25 protein-coding genes and 1 tRNA gene are annotated in these 21,408 nt (G+C 62.8%); 3 read left to right on the top strand and 23 right to left on the bottom strand.

Translation table 11 applies throughout. The features are described 5' to 3' along the window. Positions 1-96: 96 nt before the first annotated feature. The 10 genes from QMC81_07860 to QMC81_07815 all read right to left on the bottom strand — a co-directional run bounded on the left by QMC81_07860 (position 97) and on the right by QMC81_07815 (position 9,338). A complete protein-coding gene (locus tag QMC81_07860) occupies positions 97-1,548 on the bottom strand; it encodes a nickel-dependent hydrogenase large subunit (protein MDI6907384.1) in 1,452 nt (483 codons plus the stop codon). A 19-nt stretch (positions 1,549-1,567) separates the two neighbouring features. Then, positions 1,568-2,506 (bottom strand): hydrogenase small subunit, encoded by a 939-nt coding sequence (locus tag QMC81_07855; GenBank protein MDI6907383.1) that lies wholly within the window; start codon positions 2,504-2,506, stop codon positions 1,568-1,570. A 113-nt stretch (positions 2,507-2,619) separates the two neighbouring features. Next, complete coding sequence (locus tag QMC81_07850) at positions 2,620-2,892, bottom strand: twin-arginine translocase TatA/TatE family subunit (protein MDI6907382.1); 273 nt, start codon at positions 2,890-2,892, stop codon at positions 2,620-2,622. Positions 2,893-2,926: 34 nt separating this feature from the next. Next, positions 2,927-3,424, bottom strand: a complete 498-nt coding sequence (locus QMC81_07845; GenBank protein MDI6907381.1) for a HyaD/HybD family hydrogenase maturation endopeptidase — start codon at positions 3,422-3,424, stop codon at positions 2,927-2,929. A 114-nt stretch (positions 3,425-3,538) separates the two neighbouring features. Beyond that, positions 3,539-4,633: an ATP-dependent 6-phosphofructokinase gene (locus QMC81_07840; protein ID MDI6907380.1), complete on the bottom strand. Its 1,095-nt coding sequence runs from the start codon at positions 4,631-4,633 to the stop codon at positions 3,539-3,541. Between the two features lie 42 nt (positions 4,634-4,675). Then, positions 4,676-7,423 (bottom strand): UPF0182 family protein, encoded by a 2,748-nt coding sequence (locus QMC81_07835; GenBank protein ID MDI6907379.1) that lies wholly within the window; start codon positions 7,421-7,423, stop codon positions 4,676-4,678. Between the two features lie 52 nt (positions 7,424-7,475). Continuing rightward, the gene (locus QMC81_07830) at positions 7,476-7,994 is read right to left on the bottom strand and encodes a late competence development ComFB family protein (GenBank protein ID MDI6907378.1); all 519 of its coding nucleotides are present in this window, start codon (positions 7,992-7,994) and stop codon (positions 7,476-7,478) included. Between the two features lie 19 nt (positions 7,995-8,013). Beyond that, positions 8,014-8,487, bottom strand: coding sequence for an HAD family hydrolase (locus tag QMC81_07825; GenBank protein ID MDI6907377.1), 474 nt, complete (start codon positions 8,485-8,487; stop codon positions 8,014-8,016). A gap of 65 nt (positions 8,488-8,552) precedes the next feature. Next, a complete protein-coding gene (locus QMC81_07820) occupies positions 8,553-9,197 on the bottom strand; it encodes an adenylate kinase (protein ID MDI6907376.1) in 645 nt (214 codons plus the stop codon). Between the two features lie 63 nt (positions 9,198-9,260). After that, positions 9,261-9,338: transfer RNA gene (locus QMC81_07815), tRNA-Pro, on the bottom strand. 209 nt (positions 9,339-9,547) lie between these two features. Between QMC81_07815 and QMC81_07810 the strand changes: the two genes are divergently transcribed. Further along, positions 9,548-11,164, top strand: a complete 1,617-nt coding sequence (locus QMC81_07810) for a DAK2 domain-containing protein (GenBank protein MDI6907375.1) — start codon at positions 9,548-9,550, stop codon at positions 11,162-11,164. Between the two features lie 13 nt (positions 11,165-11,177). Then, positions 11,178-12,032, top strand: coding sequence for a DegV family protein (locus QMC81_07805; GenBank protein ID MDI6907374.1), 855 nt, complete (start codon positions 11,178-11,180; stop codon positions 12,030-12,032). A gap of 9 nt (positions 12,033-12,041) precedes the next feature. Here the strand turns inward: QMC81_07805 and QMC81_07800 are convergent, their stop codons facing one another. From QMC81_07800 to QMC81_07780, 5 genes are all read right to left on the bottom strand, one after another. Next, on the bottom strand, positions 12,042-12,938 hold the full coding sequence (locus tag QMC81_07800; protein MDI6907373.1) for a pilus assembly protein TadG-related protein: 897 nt from the start codon (positions 12,936-12,938) through the stop codon (positions 12,042-12,044). A 19-nt stretch (positions 12,939-12,957) separates the two neighbouring features. Beyond that, on the bottom strand, positions 12,958-13,365 hold the full coding sequence (locus QMC81_07795) for a pilus assembly protein (GenBank protein ID MDI6907372.1): 408 nt from the start codon (positions 13,363-13,365) through the stop codon (positions 12,958-12,960). A 5-nt stretch (positions 13,366-13,370) separates the two neighbouring features. Continuing rightward, positions 13,371-13,856 (bottom strand): prepilin peptidase, encoded by a 486-nt coding sequence (locus tag QMC81_07790; protein ID MDI6907371.1) that lies wholly within the window; start codon positions 13,854-13,856, stop codon positions 13,371-13,373. A gap of 116 nt (positions 13,857-13,972) precedes the next feature. Then, a complete protein-coding gene (locus tag QMC81_07785; GenBank protein MDI6907370.1) occupies positions 13,973-14,149 on the bottom strand; it encodes a Flp family type IVb pilin in 177 nt (58 codons plus the stop codon). A gap of 150 nt (positions 14,150-14,299) precedes the next feature. After that, the gene (locus QMC81_07780; GenBank protein MDI6907369.1) at positions 14,300-14,476 is read right to left on the bottom strand and encodes a hypothetical protein; all 177 of its coding nucleotides are present in this window, start codon (positions 14,474-14,476) and stop codon (positions 14,300-14,302) included. Between the two features lie 217 nt (positions 14,477-14,693). Between QMC81_07780 and QMC81_07775 the strand changes: the two genes are divergently transcribed. Next, a complete protein-coding gene (locus QMC81_07775; protein MDI6907368.1) occupies positions 14,694-15,266 on the top strand; it encodes an O-acetyl-ADP-ribose deacetylase in 573 nt (190 codons plus the stop codon). Here QMC81_07775 and QMC81_07770 read toward each other — a convergent pair. From QMC81_07770 to nuoB, 8 genes are all read right to left on the bottom strand, one after another. Beyond that, positions 15,241-15,894 (bottom strand): response regulator transcription factor, encoded by a 654-nt coding sequence (locus QMC81_07770; protein ID MDI6907367.1) that lies wholly within the window; start codon positions 15,892-15,894, stop codon positions 15,241-15,243. The genes QMC81_07775 and QMC81_07770 overlap by 26 nt on opposite strands. Next, positions 15,866-17,056, bottom strand: coding sequence for a histidine kinase (locus tag QMC81_07765; protein MDI6907366.1), 1,191 nt, complete (start codon positions 17,054-17,056; stop codon positions 15,866-15,868). The genes QMC81_07770 and QMC81_07765 overlap by 29 nt, the downstream gene beginning before the upstream one ends. Before the next feature lie 23 nt (positions 17,057-17,079). Further along, positions 17,080-18,279 (bottom strand): glycosyltransferase, encoded by a 1,200-nt coding sequence (locus tag QMC81_07760; protein MDI6907365.1) that lies wholly within the window; start codon positions 18,277-18,279, stop codon positions 17,080-17,082. 145 nt (positions 18,280-18,424) lie between these two features. Further along, positions 18,425-19,018: an FmdE family protein gene (locus QMC81_07755; protein ID MDI6907364.1), complete on the bottom strand. Its 594-nt coding sequence runs from the start codon at positions 19,016-19,018 to the stop codon at positions 18,425-18,427. 183 nt (positions 19,019-19,201) lie between these two features. After that, a complete protein-coding gene (locus QMC81_07750) occupies positions 19,202-19,552 on the bottom strand; it encodes a 4Fe-4S binding protein (protein ID MDI6907363.1) in 351 nt (116 codons plus the stop codon). A 17-nt stretch (positions 19,553-19,569) separates the two neighbouring features. Continuing rightward, entirely contained in the window at positions 19,570-20,646 is a 1,077-nt protein-coding gene (locus QMC81_07745) for a nickel-dependent hydrogenase large subunit (protein MDI6907362.1), read from the bottom strand. A gap of 44 nt (positions 20,647-20,690) precedes the next feature. Next, positions 20,691-21,029, bottom strand: coding sequence for an NADH-quinone oxidoreductase subunit C (locus QMC81_07740; GenBank protein ID MDI6907361.1), 339 nt, complete (start codon positions 21,027-21,029; stop codon positions 20,691-20,693). A 5-nt stretch (positions 21,030-21,034) separates the two neighbouring features. After that, the coding region (gene nuoB / locus QMC81_07735; GenBank protein MDI6907360.1) for an NADH-quinone oxidoreductase subunit NuoB at positions 21,035-21,408 on the bottom strand (374 nt) is incomplete at its 5' end.

Raw genomic sequence — 21,408 nt, 5'->3', positions numbered from 1 at the left:
AATTCCTGCCCGCTTAACCGTGAAAATCAAGGGCTCTCCAGGAAGAAAAGCCCCCCTTGTCGGGGGGCTTTTCGCGAGTCAACCGTACCGCCCTCTTTAGATACGGAAAGCCATAGCGTTCTTTTTATGGCCCTTGACCTCCAGCAGGTGGATAGCGCAGGCCAGACACGGGTCGAAGGAGCGTACGATACGGACGAGTTCAACGGGGTTCTCCGGATCCTTGACCGGGGTCCCGACCAGGGCCTGCTCAAGGGGGCCCGCCACGCCGTGATCGTCGCGCGGCGACATGTTCCAGGTAGACGGCACCACGCACTGGTAATTGGCGATGCGGTAGTCCTTGATCTCAATGAAGTGTCCGAGCGCACCGCGCGGGGCCTCCGTCAGGCCCATGCCCTTAGCTTCCTTCGGGATATCAAACGGGGCAAAGGTCGGTTCGCCCGGAACCAGTTCGGCAAGCCAATCCTTCATTGCATGGGCGACCAGGGATGCCTCGACGGCCCGCGCAAAGTGGCGGCCCAGGACGGAGAACGCCTTCTCGCCCAAACCGGCGGTCTGCGGCTCCTTGCTCACCCACATCCGGGCCAGCGGGCCGACCTCGTGCGGCTTGTCGTCGTAGCGCGGAGCCTTCAGCCAGGAGTACGCATTCCGCTTCCCTGCATCGGGCTTGGTAATCCCTTCGCTGGGGTGGCGCTGGCTGGTATTTGCCTCGAACCAGGAGTACATCACGTGCTCTTTGATCTTCGCCGCGTCGGCCGGACCGAACTCCCCGTCGGTGTAGCAGCCGCGCTTGATAAACTGGTTCTGGCCGTCCGGATCGTCTCCGTCGCCGAGCGGGAAGACACCCCAGGCCAGCATATTGCCGCAGCCGCGGCCGATCTCGAACCACTCCTCGTAGAACTTGGCAACCGCGAGGACGTCCGGAATGTAAACGTTGTCAATGAAGTCGGTGACTTCGGCCAACAGTTTCGCGAAATTATCGATCTTTTCCTGGGTGATGACCTCGGTGATGCCACCGGGGACAAAGACGGTCGTATGGGGTGCCTTGGCGCCGAAGGTCGCGACCATCATGTGCGCCTTCTTACGGATGTCCAGGGCCTTAATATAGTTCCCCACCGCGGCGTCGTTGGCGGCCTTGGGGAGACGGTAGACATCCTTCCCGTCATAACGGGGGATGAAAGGCGCCGTATCCGGCCCTTTCACATAATCCAGGGCCGCCAGATGATAGAAATGTAAAACGTGCGACATGAGATAGTTGGCGCCCTGAATCAGATTGCGCGCAATCCGCCCGTTCTTGGGCGGTTTGATGCCGAAGGCGTTGTCCAGGTTTAGCACCGAACTGATGCCGTGGGAAATGGGTCAGACGCCGCAGATGCGCTGGGTGATATGCTGCGCGTCGCGCGGGTCGCGCCCCCGGAGAATCATCTCCAGACCGCGGAAGAGCGTGCCTGACGACTTGGCGTCGACCACCTTGCCGCCCTCGACCTCGACCTCGACCTTCAGGTGCCCCTCGATTCTGGTTACGGGATCAACGATGATTCTTGTGGCCATTTCCTATCTTCACCCCCTGTTACTTACCGGCCAGCTGGCCTTTAACAGGCCACAGGCCGTAGAGTGGGCTGCAGTCGTCCGGAAACTCGGGTTCGGAGCAAGCCTGACAGGGTGCCCCCGCCTGGATGCACCAGTTGGTCCCGCCGTTCCACTTGCGATTCCAGCAGTCCGACCTGGCGATAAAGCCCTTGCAGCCGAGAAGAGCAAGGCAGCCCTCTTCGCCCGGCTCGGTCGCGAACCTGCCGCTGTCGAAGTAGGGGCGCCGCGGGCAGTGATCGTGGATCGGCTCGCCGTAGAACATCTTGGGACGGTGATACTGGTCGAGTTCCGGAATTTCCCCGTAGGTGAGGACGTAGACCACAGTCCCCAGGAAGTGATCGGGGTGCATGGGGCAGTTGCCGATGTTGATGACCGGCGTGTTCTTGACAATCTCGCTGACGCCCACAACGCTCGTGGGGTTCGGGCTGGCGGCCGGAATTCCGCCGAAAGACGCGCAGGAACCGGCGGCGATAACGGCCTGGGCGGCCTCGCCGAGCTTGGTCACGGCCTCGAGCATGGTGATCTCGCGGCCCTTGCTTTCGCCGATGGTGCAATACTTCCCGTTCTCACCGACCGGGATACCGCCCTCGATAACAAGGAAGAAGCCGTGACGATGTTTCGCAGCGATTTCTTCCATAGCCTCAAAGGCCTGGTGACCCGCCCCCGCCATAATTGTCGGGTGATACTTCAAGCTGATGACATCAAGCAGGACCTTTTCGATAGGCGGCTCGACGCTGTTCAACAAGGACACGGAACAGCCGGAACAGCTGGCGCCCTGGATCCAGATGACCGGAGGCTTGCCCTCCGCCGCTTCGGCCAGCGTCTCTGTAATATGTGGACCCAGGACCGACATCAAGCCCAGGCCCGCGGCCGAACCGGCGCAGAGTCTGATAAACTCACGCCGTGTAATGGACCTCAATTGTCTCTCCCTCCCATCAAACTTGCAGGCAGGTTCGTTTGCCAGCTGACGGGCCGACAAACCCCCGACAACCCGTGCGTTAATTTTTCTCCTCTCACCCCCCTGGGCCTGCTTTACTTACGTTTCAGCAACCGCTGCGCCATGCGCATGCAGCCTGTAACCATTCTGTTTACCATCCCGGGGTTTTCCATCGCGGCGGCGTTTTTGCTCTCTTCACCTTTATCGGCCCCAATGGGCGGCGCCGGAGCGGCATCCAGGCCCCGTCCCTGCCGGAAAGCCCGCACTGTCTGTCCTAAAGCCCGGCCCAGACGTGGCAGGTGGGTGGGCCCCAGAACGACAACGACAATGATCAGGATCAGGATAAGTTCGGGGACGCCGATGCGCACCGGATTACTCCTCTCTCCTTCTTCTTTCTACCCGCTATCCGCCCGGTGTGGGAGCAAACCCGCGGTGCACCATCCAGAAGGCGATCTCCTCCTTGACGGTGCCCACCAGGCGATCCAGCATCCCGGCCACCGCCGGGGAAAGCTCCAGTCCCCAATCGGTCGTACCCACCTGCACGGCCAGGATAACCGTCGGCGGAAGCCGCCCGGCATCCTCCGCCATTCGCAGGATCTCAGGCAGGCGCATCTCATGCAGTGAATACGGAACCGCCGCGCTTCCCAGGTCGAGGTCCTGCGGCCGGAAGCGGAAAAGGGTCCCGGGCTCCGCGCCGCAGTCAATACTGTCAACCACAATCAGGGCCGCGGCACCCTCGATCCAGAAGAATAGGTCCTGGCCGCCCGTCCCCCCGTCCAACAGAACCACACCCGGAGGACTGTCTTTCTCCAGGGCGCGGATAGCGTGGACGCCGACGCCCTCGTCACTCAGGAGCAGGTTACCGAGTCCCAGAACGGTCAGGGCACCCTCTTGCGGCAAAGCCCCCACCTTTCCACCTATTCGTTATAGTTGGCACAAAACCCTGCCTATCCTTCCGTGAATTAATTGTATATCACAACCCCGGTTTGTCAAGGCTGTCCGCATCCATCCCCTTCAATCCCCGAGGCAGAGGCCCAGATAACGGGCCGTGCGTATCAGATCCCCGTCGAGCGGAACGGCGCGCATCCCCCCAACGGCTTCCGCCAGGGGCACGGAGGCGACGGCCCCGCCCTTGAGGCAGACCATTTGGCCGAAACGGCCGGCGGCAGCCAGTTCCACCGCGGCGGCACCCAGCCTGGTGGCCAAAAGGCGGTCGAACGCCGTGGGCGAGCCCCCCCGTTGCAGGTGCCCGAGAACGGTGACACGCGTCTCCATCCCCGTCAGGCGTTCGACCTGTTCGCCGACGACCTCGCCGATTCCCCCCAGGCGGATCTGATCAAAGCTTTCTCTTACAACCCGCTTCACCACCATTTCCCCGCCCCGGGGCCGGGCCCCCTCGGCGACGACGATAATGCTGAAGTGTTTCCCGTCCGCTTTTCGGGCGAGGACCTTTTCCCTCACTTTTTCAATATCAAAGGGGATTTCCGGAATGAGAATCACGTCGGCCCCGCCCGCCAGCCCGGCCGCCAGGGCGATCCAACCGGCGTACCGTCCCATCACCTCCAGGACCATAACCCGGTGATGGGACTCGGCCGTAGTGTGCAACTTGTCCAGGGCTTCCATGGCCGTGGTGAGGGCGGTGTCAAAGCCGAAGGTCTGGTCGGTTGCGGCCAGGTCATTATCGATGGTTTTCGGCACTCCTATGACGGGCAGCCCCTTCTTCTGGTAAAAATCGCGGGCGATGGTCAGGCTGCCGTCGCCGCCCACAACGATGAGGACGTCGACACCTTCCCGCGCGATGTTGGCCATCGCCAGGTCGGAGGCGTCCTTGTAGACCGTTTGGCCGTCATCCTCCACCGGATAGTGGAAAGGATTGTCACGGTTGGTGGTCCCGAGAATGGTCCCGCCCTTGGGCAGGATGCCCACAACATCCCGGGGGGTCAGGACGCGCGCCCTGCCCTGCAGCAGACCACCGAAACCGTCCTCAAAGCCCACAACGCCGTAGCCGAAGTGGGCGGCCGTCTTGGTTACGGCACGGATGACAGCGTTGAGGCCCGGGGCGTCACCGCCCCCCGTCAGAATACCGATCCGCCGGATGTCTACCTTCACGCCTTTTCTCTCCTTCCCGTATCGAGGCCGCAAGGGTAAAGCTTAGACCGATTCGCGGGTGGCCAGTTCCTGCAAGACGGCCTTCAGTTGCTCCTGCTTGGCGCCATAGGCGGCCCAGTCCCCGTTCTTCAGGCTCTCCTGTGCCTGGTCAAAGAGCCGGTTGGCCTCAGCGATCAACTGGCTGACGGTTTTATCCCGATCGGCGCTCCCCGCCGGGGACGGAGTCTCATCACCTGTCGCCGGAGTACCTCTCTCCTCGCCTTTGCCGAAGATGGCGTCCAGCGCCTGGGCCAGCGTCGGCTCCATCACCACCCGGTCGCCGTGCACAACGATCACGCGCCGCAACTCGGGCATTTTACTCTGTTCGGCCTGGAGATAAACGGGCTCAATGTAGAGCAACCCGTCCTTGATCGGGATCACCATAAGGTTCCCGCGAATGACCTGGGAGCCTTTCTGGTCCCAGAGGGTCAACTGCTGGGAAATCGTGGTGTCCTGGTTGATGCGCGTCTCCACCTGGGCAGGCCCGTAGACCAGGCTCTGCTTCGGCATCTCATAGACCAGCAGCTTGCCGTAGTTTTCTCCGTCGGAGCGGGCGGCCATCCAGGCGACGAGGTTTTTCTTGTTCTGAGGCGTAAAGGCACTGATCATGACATACTCCGGCTTTTGCTCGCCGGGCAGAGCGATGATGGTGTAGTAGGGTTCCAGAACCTGTTCCTTGCCCTCACTGCCGAAGATCTCGGTCGCCATGTGCCAGCGGTCCTCCTTGGTGTAGAAGACCTGCGGGTTCTCCATGTGGTAGGTGGCGTACATGTGCGCCTGGATCCGGAAGAGGTCCTCGGGGTAGCGCAGGTGCGCCCGGAGGCCCTCAGGCATCTGATCCAGCGGCTTGAGCAACCCGGGGAAGATCTTCCCCCAGGTCCGCGCCACGGGGTCGTTCGGATCGGCCAGGTAGAAGGCGACCTGCCCGTTATAGGCGTCGACGACGACCTTTACGGAGTTACGGATATAGTTGTGCCGTCCCTGGTAGGGCTCCGAGTACGGGAACATGTCGCTGGTCGTATAGGCATCCCAGATCCAATACAGACGACCGTCGTGGATCACCAGGTAGGGGTCCTCGTCGAAGTCCAGGAAGGGAGCGATCTTCGGCACCCGCTCGTGGATGTTCCGGTAGTAGAGGACCTGGCTCCCGGCCGTCACGTCAGGGGCCAGAAGCAGCTTATAGTCCCCGAGGGAGAGGGCGAAGAGCAGACACTTCGGCAGGGAGCCGAGGGTCACCCCGCTCTTCCCCGCATAGGTGGTGTGGACGTTGGTATCACCCTCGGGATAATCGAACTCCTTCGCTTTCGTGTTTACAATGACGTAGTTGTCGGTGGATTCGCCATAGTAGATCCGCGGCTCGGTCACACGCAGATCCTCGATCCCCTGGGGCGGGATATCCTTCAGGAAGAACTGCGGCAGCCCCTCTCCGGTGACCTCGTTCACCGGGCTGGCGGCCACGCCGTAGCCATGGGTATACTGCAGACGTTCGCTGACCCAGGTCCGCGCCTGCGGCGGCAGTTGCTCCTGGTTCAGTTCCCGGGCGGCCAGCATGACCTGGCGGTACTCACCGTCAATGGTGTAACGGTCGATATCGATGTCCTTGAACTCGTAATAGAAGCGCATCTCCTGCAACTGACTGTAGGTCGACTTCATAGGCTGCCAGTCCCACAGGCGGACATTGCGGATCGTGCCCTGGTTGGCCAGGATGTCGTCCCTGGTAAGGACCCGTCCGGCCGGAAAGCTCTTCTGCTCCACCTCGTCAAGGTTGTAGGCCTTGCGGGTCATGGCAATGCTGTGTTCAATATAGGGTTTCTCCCGGTTCAGTTCGTTCGGCTCGACGTAAAACTTCTGCACCGCCGCCGGCACGACGACCCCGAGGACGAAGGAGGCCGCGATCAGGCCGCCAATCGTATAGAGAAGCAGCTGTGCACGGCGCAGCCAGATATTGGCCAGCATAACAAGGGCCCCCGCCAGGGCCAGCACGAAGAGCACCCTTATGGCGAGCAGGTTGGCATGCAGGTCGGTGAAGCCCGGGCCGTAGACTACGCCCTGCGGCGAGAAAAGGAGGCCGTACTGCTGCAGGATGTATCCCGCAGCCTTGACCGCCAGCAGCAGAGCGACCAGGATGGACATGTGCACCGGGGCGCGGGAACGGTGCATGAAGCCGGCGATCCCCTGGAACGGGCTGGCAAGGAAGTAGGACAGGCCGACCAGCACGGTCACCAGCAGCACACCCCAAAATGCAATAACATACAAGAAACTGTAAAAGGGGAGCTTGAAGAAGTAAAAACCAATGTCCTTCCCGAAAACCGGGTCGGCGGACCCAAAGGACGAAGCGTGCAAGAACTGCTGCCATGTGGCCCAATCCCCGGACACCGCCAGACTGAACATATAGGCCAGCACCAGCGAGACGCCGAAACACGCCCAGGTCAGCAGACGCTCGTTCAGGAACTGCCTCCAGGGCAGCCCCTGGCGGAAAGCGACCACGTTCTCGTTTTCCACGACGATGGGCTCGACGTCCAGAAAGGCCCGCCGGGTCGGCAGCAGGTTAACCAGGATGAAGATGAAAAAGACGACGCCAACCAGGACTCGTATAACGACCTTCGACAGCAGGATGGTCGTAAAGACCTGGCTGAAGCCCAAGGACGAAAACCACATCCAGTCGGTGGCCAGGCGCGCACCGCCGTTGGCCAAAACGAAAAGAAAAACGGCTGCAGCGATTGCAGCCAGCATCCCATGCCTTCTCAACACAAACCGTCCCCTCCTCACGTCAACGCGTCGGCGTGCAGCCACGCCGAACTAGCTACATCGGCTTGGGCAGCTTCTGAGCCTCATCAGCTTCGTGCTTGAGCTTGGCCTGGCAGAGCCGGCAAACAGACACCGTTTTCCGCGGCGTCAGGAGTTCATCCTCGTCGTCCTGCGGCGTCAGCTCCTCCTCCGGTACGAACTTACGGCCGCAAAGTATACACCGCTTTTCCACAACCGGCACCTCCTCCAAATTGTCGTTCGGTAACTGGCTAACCGGACCAAGCGGTTCAATGATGCGTTCCTCGCCATGGCGGGGGTTCTTGCACACTGTTTCCAGTCCGTACATTACCGCGGCAATTACTTCCGCCCTGCCGCCTACTTTGTCGAATTCGACGTGCGTGAAGACGTAGCCCTCGTCCCGAACCAGGTACCGGGGCGGGAGCCGGTTCAGGGCAATGGCGCTGATGTCCTCGCGGCAGCGTGGACAGAAGCAGTATTCCCGGCGTTCCTGGTAGATACGCGCGATCGCATCCAGGACTTCCGCGACCACGATCTCGGCGTAGTTCTTAAGCACCGTTCAACCCCCCTCGCCGCTAAAGCCGCAGGGTAGCCGTCAACCGCCGCGGATCGAGCAGAAGGTCGATACCGTCGTTAATATCCCGGACCACAACATCGGCCGCGACCAGACTCTCCCCCGCCGCCCCTTCGCGCCCCAGGACCAGCACGCCGAGTCCGGCGGCCCTGAGCATGGCCGCATCGTTAGACCCGTTGCCGAAGGCGGTACACGTCTCGGCGCCCAATCCCCGGACGAAGGCTTCCTTCCGCGGTCCGCCGGGCTCCCCGTCCAGCACCACAACTTCCACGGGCTGCCCGGCCATCGCCGCACGCACGCTCCCAAAGGTATCCGCAGTTAAAACATAGACCTTGAGCCGCCCGGCCAGGGCGCGCAGGCGCTCGGGAACTCCGGCGCAGACATGGCCCCCGTCGGCCAGGGTCCCGTTGAAATCGAAAACCGCCGCTTCGTAGCGTAGCAGCCCGCGACCGGGAACGAGGACTTCGATCCCCACTCCTGTTCTCCTTTCGCCCTGGTTAAAGAAAAGCCCGGGCCATGGCCCGGGCTTGCGGCAGTCGCTTAGCCCTTCAACACGGCCAGGACGTCCTCGGTCACCTTGGCGATCTCCTGATCGCCGTTGACCTCCCGCAGCAGGCCCTTGGACCGGTAGTAGTCCATCACCGGTTGGGTCTGGGCCTCGTAGACGTCCAGCCGGTTGTTAACCGTCTCTTCAGTGTCGTCGCTGCGCTGGTACAGTTCGCCGCCGCAGTTGTTGCATACACCCTCGATCCTCGGGGGATTGAACATGACGTGGTAGGAGGCGCCGCAGCTCCGGCAGACGCGCCGGCCGGTCAGGCGGGCAACCAGCTTCTCCCGCGGCACGGCAATGTTTAGCACGGCGTCGATCTTCAGGCCCAACCCCGCCAGGGTGGCGTCGAGAGCCTCGGCCTGGGCCACGGTACGCGGGAAGCCGTCCAGGAGCCAGCCCTTGGCGCAGTCAGGCTGGGAGAGCCTGTCCCGCACCATGCCGACGACGACCTCATCCGGCACAAGCTTGCCGCTGTCCATATACTCCTTGGCCTTCTTCCCCATCTCGGTGCCGGCCTTGACGGCCTCACGGAACATATCGCCGGTGGAGATGTGGGTCACATTGAGGTTTTTGACGATGAACTCGGCCTGTGTGCCCTTGCCGCCGCCGGGCGGCCCCATGATCAGAAGATTCACCTACTCATCCCCCTTATAGAATTTTATGTATTGTGAAGTCGGGCACTTAGTATCCTTTAAAAATGGTCGGGATGACAGGATTTGAACCTGCGACCTCACGGTCCCGAACCGTGCGCTCTAGCCAAACTGAGCTACATCCCGGCTTACCTTTTTATCTTAGCGAAAGGCCGATGCGAAGTCAAGGGCCATTCCCGAAGCGGTTGCCCGGGGCGCCGCTGAGTAAGACAGGCCGCTTCAGGATAGCATTAGTACACTAATTTGAACAAGTGACCAGCTAACCAAAGATTTGGGCAAAAGGAGGGATATGTGGTCTCCCGTCGAATAGTTACCAGCGAAGGGAGAAGAAAGGCGTGACCCTCCAAGCCATTGAAGGCCCGCAGCTCCAAGAGATCTTCGCGGCCGGCGCCACGCGGCTCGCACGATTACGTAAAGAGATCGATAACCTCAATGTCTTCCCGGTTCCCGACGGGGACACGGGAACGAATATGTACCTTACCTTTATCGCCGCCCTGCAGGAGATCGGCACCGTGAAGGACGACGCCATTGCCAGTGTGGCCGCAGCGGCGGCGCGCGGCGCCCTTGCCGGCGCCCGGGGCAACTCGGGGGTCATCCTCTCCCAGCTTCTGCAGGGTTTCGCCAATGCCCTGGCCGCCAAGCGCCGGGCCACCGCTCCCGATATCGCCGAAGCCCTGGCGGCCGGTGCCGATCTCGCCTACCGCGCCGTGGGACAGCCCGTCGAGGGGACCATCCTTACGGTCGCCCGCCGGGCCGCTGAGGCGGCCCGCTTCGCCGCCGCCCGTACGGCGGACCTGCGGCGCCTGAGCCTGCACATCTACCGGGAGGCCCTGCGTGCCCTTGCCGAAACACCGGATATACTGCCCATCCTTAAGGAAACGGGTGTCGTCGACGCCGGCGGTAAGGGCTATGTGGTCATTCTGGAGGGGATTCTCCAGACCTTTCGCCGCGCCCACGAGAGCGCCCTGCTGGAGTTTCCGCCGGTGTTTCCAGGGCCGGATGAGGGGAAAGAGGGGCCTTCCGCTCCCTCCGCCGCCGGTGAATATCAAGGCCCCATCGTTTTCGCTTATTGCACCGAGTTCATCATCCGGGGCGAGTGCCTGCTGGCCGAGGAGGTCCGTGCCGCCCTGGAAGGAATGGGCGATTGCCTGATGGTGGTCGGCAACCACCAGACGCTGAAGGTCCACATCCACTCCAACCACCCCGGCCGGGTTCTGGAGACCGGCCTGCGCTTCGGCGAATTGACGGCCGTTCAAGTCAACAACATGCGCGAGCAGCATGCGCGATTGAAGACCGAAGAAAAGCCTGTCGGGGTCGTCAGCGTCGCCCTTGGCGAAGGGCTCACCAGCATAATGGAAAGCATGGGCGCCGACATTGTTCTCAGTGGCGGCCAGACCATGAACCCCAGTACCGAGGAAATTGTCCGTGCCGCAGAGCAGGTCGCGGCGCCGCGCGTTATCATCCTGCCGAACAACAAGAACGTCGTCCTGGCGGCGGAACAGGCGAGGAAGCTGGGCGGCAAGGACATCCAGGTGGTGCCGACAACGAGCATCCCCCAGGGCCTGGCCGCCCTGCTGGCCTTCGATCCCAATGCCCCTGTGGAAGCCAACCTTGAGCGGATGAAGACGGCCGCCGAAGGGGTTAAGACCGGCGAGGTGACCAGCGCCGTCCGGGACGCCAGGCTTAACGGTCAGTCCATACGTGCGGGTGAGTACCTTGGACTGGCGGAGGAGAACGTCTTCCGGGGTGAATCCCTGGCCGAGACGACAGCGGCGGTCATCGCCCACGTGGCCGGACCGGGCTCCCTGGTGACCCTTTACTACGGGGGCGATGTTTCCCAGGCGACGGCTGAGCAGATCGCCCTGCAGTTGCAGGAGTGCATGCCTGAAGTGGAGTTTGAGGTCCACTACGGCGGGCAGCCGCTCTATCACTTTATTATTTCCGTGGAGTAAGGGGCGAAACGTGATGCGCCGCGCGCATATTGTCACGGACAGTACTGCCGATCTTCCGGCTGATGTAGCCGATCAACTTGATATTGCCATCGTCCCGCTCAAGGTTTTGTTCGGTGAGGAGGCCCTGCGGGACGGGGTCGACTTAAGCAATGAGCAGTTCTACCGCCGCCTTGTTAATGAGCGGGCCTCGACCTCACAACCCTCTCCGGCCGAGTTTCTGGAGGTCTACCGGGCCCTTACGGCCGCCGGGGACAGCGTTATCTCCCTGCACATCTCCGCCCGGCTGAGCGGGACCGTGCAATCGGCCACCCTCGCCCGGTCCATGCTGGCCGATGCCCCTATCGACGTCATCGACACCAGGCTGACCAGTTCCGCGCTGGGCCTGATCGTTCTCGCCGCCGCGCAGGCCGCGGCCGAAGGGGCGGACCATGCCGCCGTTCTGGCCCTCTGCCGTCGCCTGGTCGAAAAGACGCACGTTTATTTTATGGTCGATACCCTGGAGTACCTGCAGCGAGGCGGGCGTATCGGGCCCGCCCAGGCCTTTCTCGGGTCGATCCTGAGCATAAAGCCGGTGCTTTGCCTGAAAGACGGGGTTGTCACCCCCGTGGAGAAGGTACGGGGGCGCGCTAAAGCCCTGGAGAGCCTGGTCCGGATCGTGACCGAAGCACGGGGCGCGCACGGGAGCCTGCGCTGCGGCGTGGTCTGGGGCAACGACGCCGTCCTGCGGGACCAGTTCCTGGGACTGCTCAGCGATGCCCTCGGCGAACCACCCTGCGTCGTCTGCCAGGCCGGGGCCATTATCGGGAGCCACGTCGGTCCCGGAGTGGTCGGGATCGCTTTTCACTCCGCAGCTGCCGCTGAGCCGTAGCGCCCTGCTTTATTCGATCAGGCGAACACCGTACAGCCCATAACCTTCCGCGTCGGGGTCAACATTTCCGGCCGTGACCGTCCGCACAAATCTGCCCTCAATAACGCTATCGTTACCGTTCCCGGGGATATTCTCCACCCAAAAGGCGGCGAACCCCGCGATCCGCACTTCGTCCACCTTATGTTCCGCGACCGGCTCGTATACCGGCACGATGAGCACACGCGGGCAGTCCCGCGTAAAATGGTCAAAAGTGCAGCCGTCGTCGCAGCGGGCAAACCGGTCGGCGATCGCCTCCTGCGTGGGGCCGGACATGTTGCCGCTTTCGGTGGGCACCACGTCACCCACCCTCAACATCCCCGGATACCCCTTTTTGAGGTTGTCACGGTAGTGATCGGCGCCATGCTCTCCCAGACCCAGGGCGCCGAACTCTCCGCGCCCGAGGTGACCTTTCTGCCAGTGGTTGGCTTTCAGCTGGTACAGGGCGCCGTATTCGAATTCCTGGTCCGGGACGGCGAGGGGCGCCACCCCGCTCACCCCGGTGACGGGTCCGGCGACCGCCCGGGCGTGCGCGCGCGCCGCGCCGCTGTGTATGCCGAGCACCGGCGCAAAAGCGAATTCCACCGGCCGCACGATGTCCACGGCGACCGAGTCCGTAACGGTGATGGTCATCTCCCCCGGCGCTATCCCGTTGGCCTGGCCGTATGCCATAGCGGCATCAAAAGCGGCGCCCGGATGGTCCATAAGTTCCTGCGCGCCGGCCAGGGCGGCGGCGTCGGCGGCGTTGGCCGCGCGCACCTGCCAGAGGGCCAACTGCCCGACATCGGCCGCCAATGCCAGGCAGCCCGACAAGACGACCAGGGCGGCGGCCACCAGGACGGCCATCGCCCCCCGCTCATTGCGTAACATGTTCATCCCCTCTCTCCCGTCATTCCACGCGCATCACGCATGCCGCGTTTAGCGGGAAGGGGTTGGGCACAAGGTCGGACAGGACCGGCGTCACCAGGGGCAGGGGATAACGAAGGGCGACGGTCACCGTTCCCCCGCTCTCCCGCGCCTCGTCCTCCGGGTCGATATCGATCTCGATCCGGTCCCGCACGTCTTCCCCCAGGGAGAGACAGGCGGCGAGCACGCTGTCCACGACCTCGCCGTCGCCCGCCCCCACGGCCGCCAGGCGCGCTCCGTCCCGCGCCGCGTTGCCCAGAACCAGGGAGGCGGCGAACAGCCGCCCGAACTCGATGGTCCCGAAGAGGATCAAGAGGAGCACCGGCAGGAGCAGGGCGAACTCCACCACCGCCTGCCCCCGTCTTTCGCGCCAGAAGGTTCGTCGCGGCATCTTCCTCACCACACCAGGTAGGTTACAAGGACGCCGGCGGCGATGGGCAGGGCGTAGGGCATCCCCGCCCCGCTCAGGTTCACCGCTCCCGTGTTGCGGTACATCAGGCAGAGCCCGACGTGCCGCAAGCTGACCGCCAAGCTCCCCCGCCAGGCCAGGATGGCCAGGGCCAGCACCCCGCCGGCAACGGCGCCCCAGAGTCCGGCATAAAGAACGAAAGCGGGTCCCTTCAGTGCCCCGACGGCGCCAAGAAGCTTGACGTCACCCGCCCCGACGTGCCCCCCAAGGTAGGGGATCAGCAGCAGGCCCAGCCCGAGGAGCAGGCCCTGAAGGCCGAGCCAGAGGCCGCCGGGGCCGTCCAGGGCGAGGCCCAGGGCCAGCCCCGCCGCCGCGGCCGGGGCGGTCGCCCAGTTATGGATCCGGCCCCCGCGGAGGTCGGTGACGGCGCAGACCGCGACCAGCATCAACAGGATAACGTCGATGGCCGGCAAGGGCTTCCCCTCCTCTCTCTCTCCTATGGAAGGACCCTACCCGTGTTCTGATCCGCGAGTAGGGTCCAAGTCCCCTAATGTATAAACCGGCAAATGTTGGTTGAACCCGTGATAGCTTACGGGCGAGTTTTTGAGATTTCGCCCGCAACACCAGAAAACTTGTCACTAATGCTCGTTCCCAGGCTTACTGCCGCAGCGATGACAACGACCGCAATCAACGCCAGAATGAGACCGTACTCCGCCATTCCCTGACCGGATTCGTCCTTCCACAGCCTACCGAGCAACTCCTTCACCGTGATGCACCCCCTTAAAGAGTGTTTTTCTTTTATCCTAGCACCCCCGGCGCCGCCCGCCATCGGGCGCTGGTCTCATTCCAGCGGCCCCGCGCGTCACATTTCGCCGGGGACCAGAGTCTCATCTCCCACCCGGACCTGCCGGCCCGTCTACCCGGTGAACCTGCTCCGGATTTCGCCGTACACTCCGTGGACCACGCCGGCCAGGGCCTGCAACCCGACCAGGGCCGTCATAACCGCCAGGGCGAGCAGCGGGGCGTACTCGACCAGCCCCTGTCCGCCCTCGCTCGCCCGGAAGCGCCTGAGCCCCGCAACCGCCGACGCCATGCCCCCGGCACCCCCATCCGTGCAAGCACCTTACACCCCTATTCTAAGGCCGGTGGCGCCGTGGGCCATCGGGCTGCGGGCTCATCTTTTCGGGTACCTGTCGTCCGGGAGGGGGCGGGATTGCGGTCCCAGGGGGCCCACGCCGGGTGGACCGGCGGCGGATGCTCCCGTTATACTGGGAGAATAAACAGGCGTCTCCGGAGGGAATTCGCGGGAGATGGAAGTCTTACTCGGGCCAACAAGGCTGGTCGCCCTGCGCGGGGATATCACGCGGCAAGAAGTTGACGCCATCGTGAACGCCGCCAACCCGGGGCTGATGGGCGGCGGCGGGGTGGACGGGGCCATCCACCGCGCCGGCGGGCCGGCCATCCTGGAGGAATGCCGACGCATCGTGGCTGAACGGGGCCCGTTGCCCACCGGGCGGGCGGTGATCACCACCGGGGGCTTTCTGCCGACACGTCACGTCATCCATACCGTGGGGCCGGTCTGGCGGGGAGGCGCCGCCGGCGAGGACGAACTCCTGCGCCGGGCTTATGAGAACTGCCTGGCCCTCGCCCTGGACCACGGGCTCGGCACCATCGCCTTCCCGGCGATCAGCACGGGGGCCTACGGCTTTCCGAAAAGGCGGGCGTCACGGATCGCCCTGGCGGCGGTCAGCGCCTTTTTACGGAAGAAGCCCTTTCAAGAGGTGCGCTTCGTACTTTTCAGCGGGAACGACCTGGTCCTGTATACGGAAGGCCTTGCGGCTCTGCCAACGGACGGCTTCAGATCTCGACCAGGCGGTTCTTAACGGCGTAGAGGGCGGCCTGGGTGCGGTCGCTGACCCCGATTTTCTGGAAGATGTTCGTCAGGTGGTTCTTGACCGTCTTCTCGCTGATGAAGAGGCGCCCGGCGATGGCACGGTTGGACTCGCCCAGCGCGACGAGCTGCAGAACCTCAAGCTCCCGCTCCGTAAGGTCATCGTGGTAACGGCGCTTGGGCGGGGACTGGTACAGGCGGTTGAATTCCTTAAACACCTTGCTCACGAGCGACGGGGGTATAAAGGATTCGCCGTCCGCAACACGCAGGATGGTGTCGATTAACAGCTGGGGGCTGATGTCCTTCAGGACGTAGCCGGCCACCCCCGCGCGGATCATTTCAAAGAGATACTCCTCCTGGTCATGGATGGTCAGGGCGATGACCCCGATTTCGGGATTTATGGCCTTGATTTCCCGGCAGGTCTGGATACCGTTCTTTCCGGGCATATTGACGTCCAGGAGGACGACGTCCACCCCCCGTGACCGGACCACGGCGAGAGCCTCGTCCCCGCTGGCGGCTTCCCCCACAACCGTGACGCGCGGTTCGGTTGAGAGGATCTTCGCCAGGCCCTCACGGATCAGCGCATGGTCATCAACGATCAGCAGCCTTACGGGTGTCATAGGATCTCTTACTCCTCCTCCCCCTCGCCTTCTCCGTCTTGTCTTCCTCTTCCAATTTGTTACCCAGCGGCACGTTGATGATAACGTTCGTCCCCCGGCCGGGGGCCGACCGGAACTTGATCTGCCCCTTGAGGAGGGCGATGCGCTCACGCATTCCCGTAAGACCGTAACCCCGGCGTCCCGCGTCGCCCAGGGCGGCGTCTACATCGAACCCGCGCCCGTTATCCCGTACGAGGAGATTTACTATGTCGGGCGTTACCTCCACCTTGACCAGGACGCTGCTGGCCTCCGCGTGCTTACGCACGTTGTTCAAGGCCTCCTGGATAACGCGAAAGAGAGCGACCTCGATGGCGGGTTCAAGGCGTTCACCCTGTCCGAAGAAGACCATTTCGACGGCCAGGCCATATTGTTCTTCGTACTGTTTAAGGAAGCGCTTGAGGGCCGGGACCAGGCCAAGGTCGTCCAGGGCCATGGGCCGCAGGTCGAAGATGATCTTGCGCACCTCGTCCAGGCAGGACCGTACCAGCTGCTGCAGGGCCGCCAGTTCTTCGACCACCTTCCCGGGGTCGATCTGGTACAGCCGGGTGCAGTAATCGGCGCGCATCACGATATTGGCCATCGCCTGGGCCGGCCCGTCGTGGATCTCCCGCGCCACGCGGCGCCGCTCCTCTTCCTGGGCCTCGATGATCCGCAGCCGCAGTCTCTGGAACTCCTGGACCTCGTCCAGGCGTTCGCTCAGGTTGTTCAGGTCCTTGGTCAGGTAGTTGAGGACCACGCCCACCTGCGACATCAACCGCTCAGCGCGCTCCCGCGTTTGCTCCAGGCGGCGCAGGCTGCGGGACAGTTCGTCCCGCTGGTACCGCAGAAGCCTCTCGCGCTCCCGCAGTTTGATAAGCTCGATCTGGATGTTCTGCGCCTTTTCGTAGGCATCCTTGATGTCCTGCTCGGTATAGCGACCGAAATCGCGGCTGACTTCCATCAGGCGGACACGGGCCTGCCGCTCCTGGACGCTCAGCCGGTCCACGCGCTCGATGACCTCCAGCGTTTCCTGCCGGACATCCTCGAGCGCTTCCTTGACCCTCACGACCTCGGCCTCGGCGTTGGCGGCGATCTCGTAAATCTCCGTCTTGCTGGCCTCGATGGCCTCAAGTGTCCGGGAGATGATGTTGTCAAGCTCTCGGGCGTCTAGGACGATTTCCTTCCCCTCCCTTGTGGAGAAAGCGCCCGTTCGTCCAGCAGGGCACGGTAGATTCCCAGAAGCCGGTCCGTCAGGGCCTGGGCCGAAAGCCGGGCGGCGTTGGCCCGGGCGGCGGCGGCAAACCGCCGGTACAGCTCGTCTTCCGTTACCAGGCGCCCCACCTTCTCCGCAAAGGCCGCCTCATCCTCGGGGGTGAGGAACCCGTCTTCCCCGTCCGTGACCATCTCGCTCACCCCAAAGGCCCGCACGGCCACCGCAGGCAGGCCGGCCGCCTTGGCCTCCCCGATCACCAGCCCCTGGGTCTCGGTAACCGAGGCGAAGACGAAGAGGTCAGCCCCGGCGTAACAGTCTCCCATCTTTTCCGGCGCCACCGGACCGGCAAAGAGGGTGTGTTCCGCGATACCCAGGGTGGCCGCCAGGCGCTGGAAATTATCCATCTCCGGGCCCCCGCCGACCAGGACCAAACGGAGGGGCAGGCCCGGGTGGGAGGCCCGGACAAGCTGAAAGGCGCGCAGCAGGAAATCCACGTTCTTCTCCAACCCCATACGCCCAACGAACAGCAGGACCTTTTCATCATCCGCGATACCGAACCGTTGACGCAACCCTTTCCGGTCCCCCCCTGAGAAATCCTCGATCCTGATCCCCGTGGGGAGGTCCTTGATCGGCGATGTAACGCCGAGTTCCCGGATGTAATCGCCGATCACCCTGGTCGGCACCAGCACGACGTCGCACCGGTTGCAGAAGCCCACCGCCAGGCGTTGCGTGACCTGCCGGGTGAGTTTGCGGGCCACGGGGAAGTAATGTACGTACTGGTCGTAAAGGGTGTGGTGGGTGAAAACCAGCGGTAGCCCGAGGTCCCTGGCCGCACGCGCGCCCAGTCTCCCAAGGAGGAAAGGTGAATGCACGTGCACCAGGTCGACACCGAGCCGCCGCAAGTCCTGCCGCAGGTGTATCGACAGGGGAATCGCCAGGCTGAAACCCGTCTTATTGGGCGTGGGGAAGGCACAAAAGCGAAAGACACGCTTTTCCCCTGCGCGCTCTTCACCATATCGACCCCAATTGTAGCGCGGGGCAAAGATAAAGACCTGGTGCCCGCGCGCCTCCAATTCGTGGCGGCAGGTCTCGATGGAACGCACCACGCCGCTGGTGTAAGGCCGGTAGCTATCCGTGAAAACGGCGATCCTCATTATACAACTACCCTCCTGTTACACCTGCTATTGTATTTCGACCCTTCGCCTGACTATTCCTGCCAAACCCGGACAGGCTCCTTGAAACGCACAAGGGGCGTGCCGCCCGGGCCGCCCCAGAAAACGCCGCTTTCTTCAGCAGGTATCAGGCTTGTGTTTCCAAGAAGCAGGCGGGGCAAATGAGGCGTCCCCCGTATACCTTGGCCCGTGTCTCCATAACCCCCTCCCCGCACCAGGCACACTGTACGGTAGCCCGGAGGCGCGCCCGCGGCGGGCATTCGGTCCGCATGGTCCGTACCTCAAGCAGTTCATCCTCCGGCATCTCCAAAAGCCGGTCGGCCGCGCTCTCCCGGAGGCGGGCCAGCATCCGTTCTTCCTCGGCGTCAAGGCCCCCGCCGGCCGCCTTCTCTTGCAGGGCCAGCATATCCGGGGCCGGAGACATGGCTCCGTACCGCACGGCCACCCGCACCGCCGTACCGGTATCCCGGCGGATAAAGGTGTAGACTTGTTTACCCCAGTCGCGCAGGACCAGGTTGCCCTTGCCTGCCGTACAGCCGGTCACCACTTGCACGGCATCCACGCCGCAGGCGTCGTTCTCCACCACGGCGACCAGGTTGCCACCGTCCGCCGCCTCTAGTCCCAGGGCCCGCATCCCGGCCTCCGCCGCCCGGAAGCCGAGCACGAGGCCCGGGCAGACATGCCCGTGAAAGTCCAGGGCCTTTTCCCAAGGCGTCTGCATGCACATTGCCCATCCCACCTCACAAAGAGAATACCGTCGTTGAAGAAGGCCAAGCCTGTACTTCAAGTGTAACCCCTTCGGGAGCCGGCGGCAACCGCCGGGGCCGATGGAAAAGGGGCCCTGAAGCCCCTTTTTCTTGCGGGAACATGTTCAGCTTCCGGTCAGCCGCCCCTCGGACGGCCCCTAGACGGGTTCGCTCTCCCGGAAGAAGGTTACCTTCTTGTAAGCCGGCTTGGCATGAGGTCCCAGGATCTCGACCGCACAGCAGGGACACATCTCCGCGCATTTGCCGCAGTAGATACAGGAGAAGGGGTTGTAACCCAGGGTGATGTCCCCGTTTTTCCGGGACCCCTGAATGGAAATGGCCTCGGCCGGACAGCCCCGTGCGCACATCCCGCAATAACAGCAGCGGTCCTCGTAAAATACGATCTCTCCCCGTGCCCCGGGAAACGGGTCACGTGTCGCAACGGGGTACGGGCGCGTTGCCGGCCCCGAAACCAGGTTTTTCAGGATATTGCCGATCATAAAGGGCATAGGCCGGCCTCCCTTGGTTAACGCTCTGTGCAGGCGATGCACGGATCAATGGAGAGAGTGATCACCGGTACGTCCGCCAGTTCCGCCCCGGGGAGCATCACGAGGAGGGCCGGGATGTTGGAAAAGGTCGGAGTCCGCACTTTCAAACGCTCCAGGTGCGGCGTGCCATTGCCCCGGGCATAATCGAAAAGCTCGCCCCGCGGCTGCTCGACGCGCATGATTCCCTCACCGTTGGGGAAGCCCTTGACCTTAACCGCGAGTTCACCGTCCGGCAGGTTTTGCACGGCTTTAACCACCAGTTCGGCCGATTGGTAGACTTCACGGGCGCGGACCAGGGTGCGGGCATAGGAGTCGCAACCCTGTTCGACCACCGGTTCGAAACCCAACTCGCCGTAAGCCGCGTATCCGGTGCTCCGCGTGTCCCAGGAAACGCCGCTGCCCCTCAGGGTCGGACCCACGGCGCCCAGTTGCCAGGCCTTGTCGTGGGGCAAAATACCCTTCTCCACAGTACGCGATTTAATGGTGTAATCCTTTTTGAACACCGGGAAAATGGCGTCAAACTGTCTCTTGAATTCATTCATCTTCTCCAGGACGGTCTTGGCCATCTCGTCATCGATGTTACGCCGCACGCCGCCGATGACACAGGAGGACTGGATAACACGCTGCCCGGTGGTCATCTCGAGAATATCCAGAACGATCTCCCGCGCCCGCCAGCACTGCATAAAGAGGCTTTCAAACCCGAAGGAGTCGGCCAGGAGGCCCAGCCAGAGCATGTGGCTGTGGATTCTGGAAAGCTCGCTCCAGGCGACCCTCAGGTATCTGGCCCGCGGCGGCACTTCGATGTCCATGATCTGCTCGATCAACTGGCAGTAGCTCAGAGCATGGATAAAGCTGCAGATACCGCAAATCCGCTCGCACAAGAAGACGTTATTGGCAAACGGGTTCCTTTCGGCCGCTTTCTCAATGCCTCTATGCATGTAACCGATAACGGGCATGGCGTCGACGACCCGCTCATCCTCGCAAGTCAGCTTGAGCTGGATGGCCTCCGGCAGAACCGGGTGCTGCGGCCCGAAAGGAAAGGTGATGCGCGCCATCTCGTACTCCCCTCTCCATCTGAACTGGGTCCGATTCGGGTAGGCTAAGACTTGAGCAGCGGGGTCTGCGGGCTTTCTTCCGCCAGCAGCATCCTTCCCTGGAAATCAATGGCCTTCCCCACGATCTTCAGCCCGAAGAATTCACTCATTTCATTCTCGATGAGCGCCGCCGGCAACATAATACCCGAGATACTGGGCAGCTCCTCGTCCTTGCTGATCATTACCCGGACGTTCAGTGTTTCATGATCCTTCTGAAAATGGTAGATGACCTCAAACCGGTCACCGGCATCCAGACAGGTGGCGGCCGCGAGCCGCGCCCCCTCGCCGGCCAGTTTCTCAGCAACGGTCAAAAGCTCTTGCTTATCGGTTGGCGTACTCTGCATCGCTCTCACCCCACTTGTTTGCGGCTCTTTTTCAGCTTCTCCAGCGCCAGCACCACCCCGTCGATAATCGCCTCCGGGCGCGGTGGGCAGCCGGGGACATATACGTCAACGGGAATGACCTTGTCAATGCCCCCCAGCACGTTGTAGCAGTTATGGAAAATGCCACCCGTGGCGGCGCAGGCTCCCACGGCCAGGACCATCTTCGGGTCGGGCGTCTGGTTGTAAAGGTTCTCCAGTACACGGTGGTTACGCTTGTTTACCGGCCCGGTAACGACCAGGATATCGGCGTGTTTCGGGTTACCGATATTCAGAATACCGAAACGCTCGACATCGTAAAGCGGCGTAAGGCAGGCCAGAATCTCAATGTCGCACCCGTTGC

It is taken from the genome of Thermoanaerobacterales bacterium (assembly GCA_030019475.1).
Lineage (GTDB): Bacteria > Bacillota > Desulfotomaculia > Desulfotomaculales > JASEER01 > JASEER01.
Note: the sequence above shows the minus strand (reverse complement) of the source record. Positions and strands in the feature narration are given on the sequence as shown.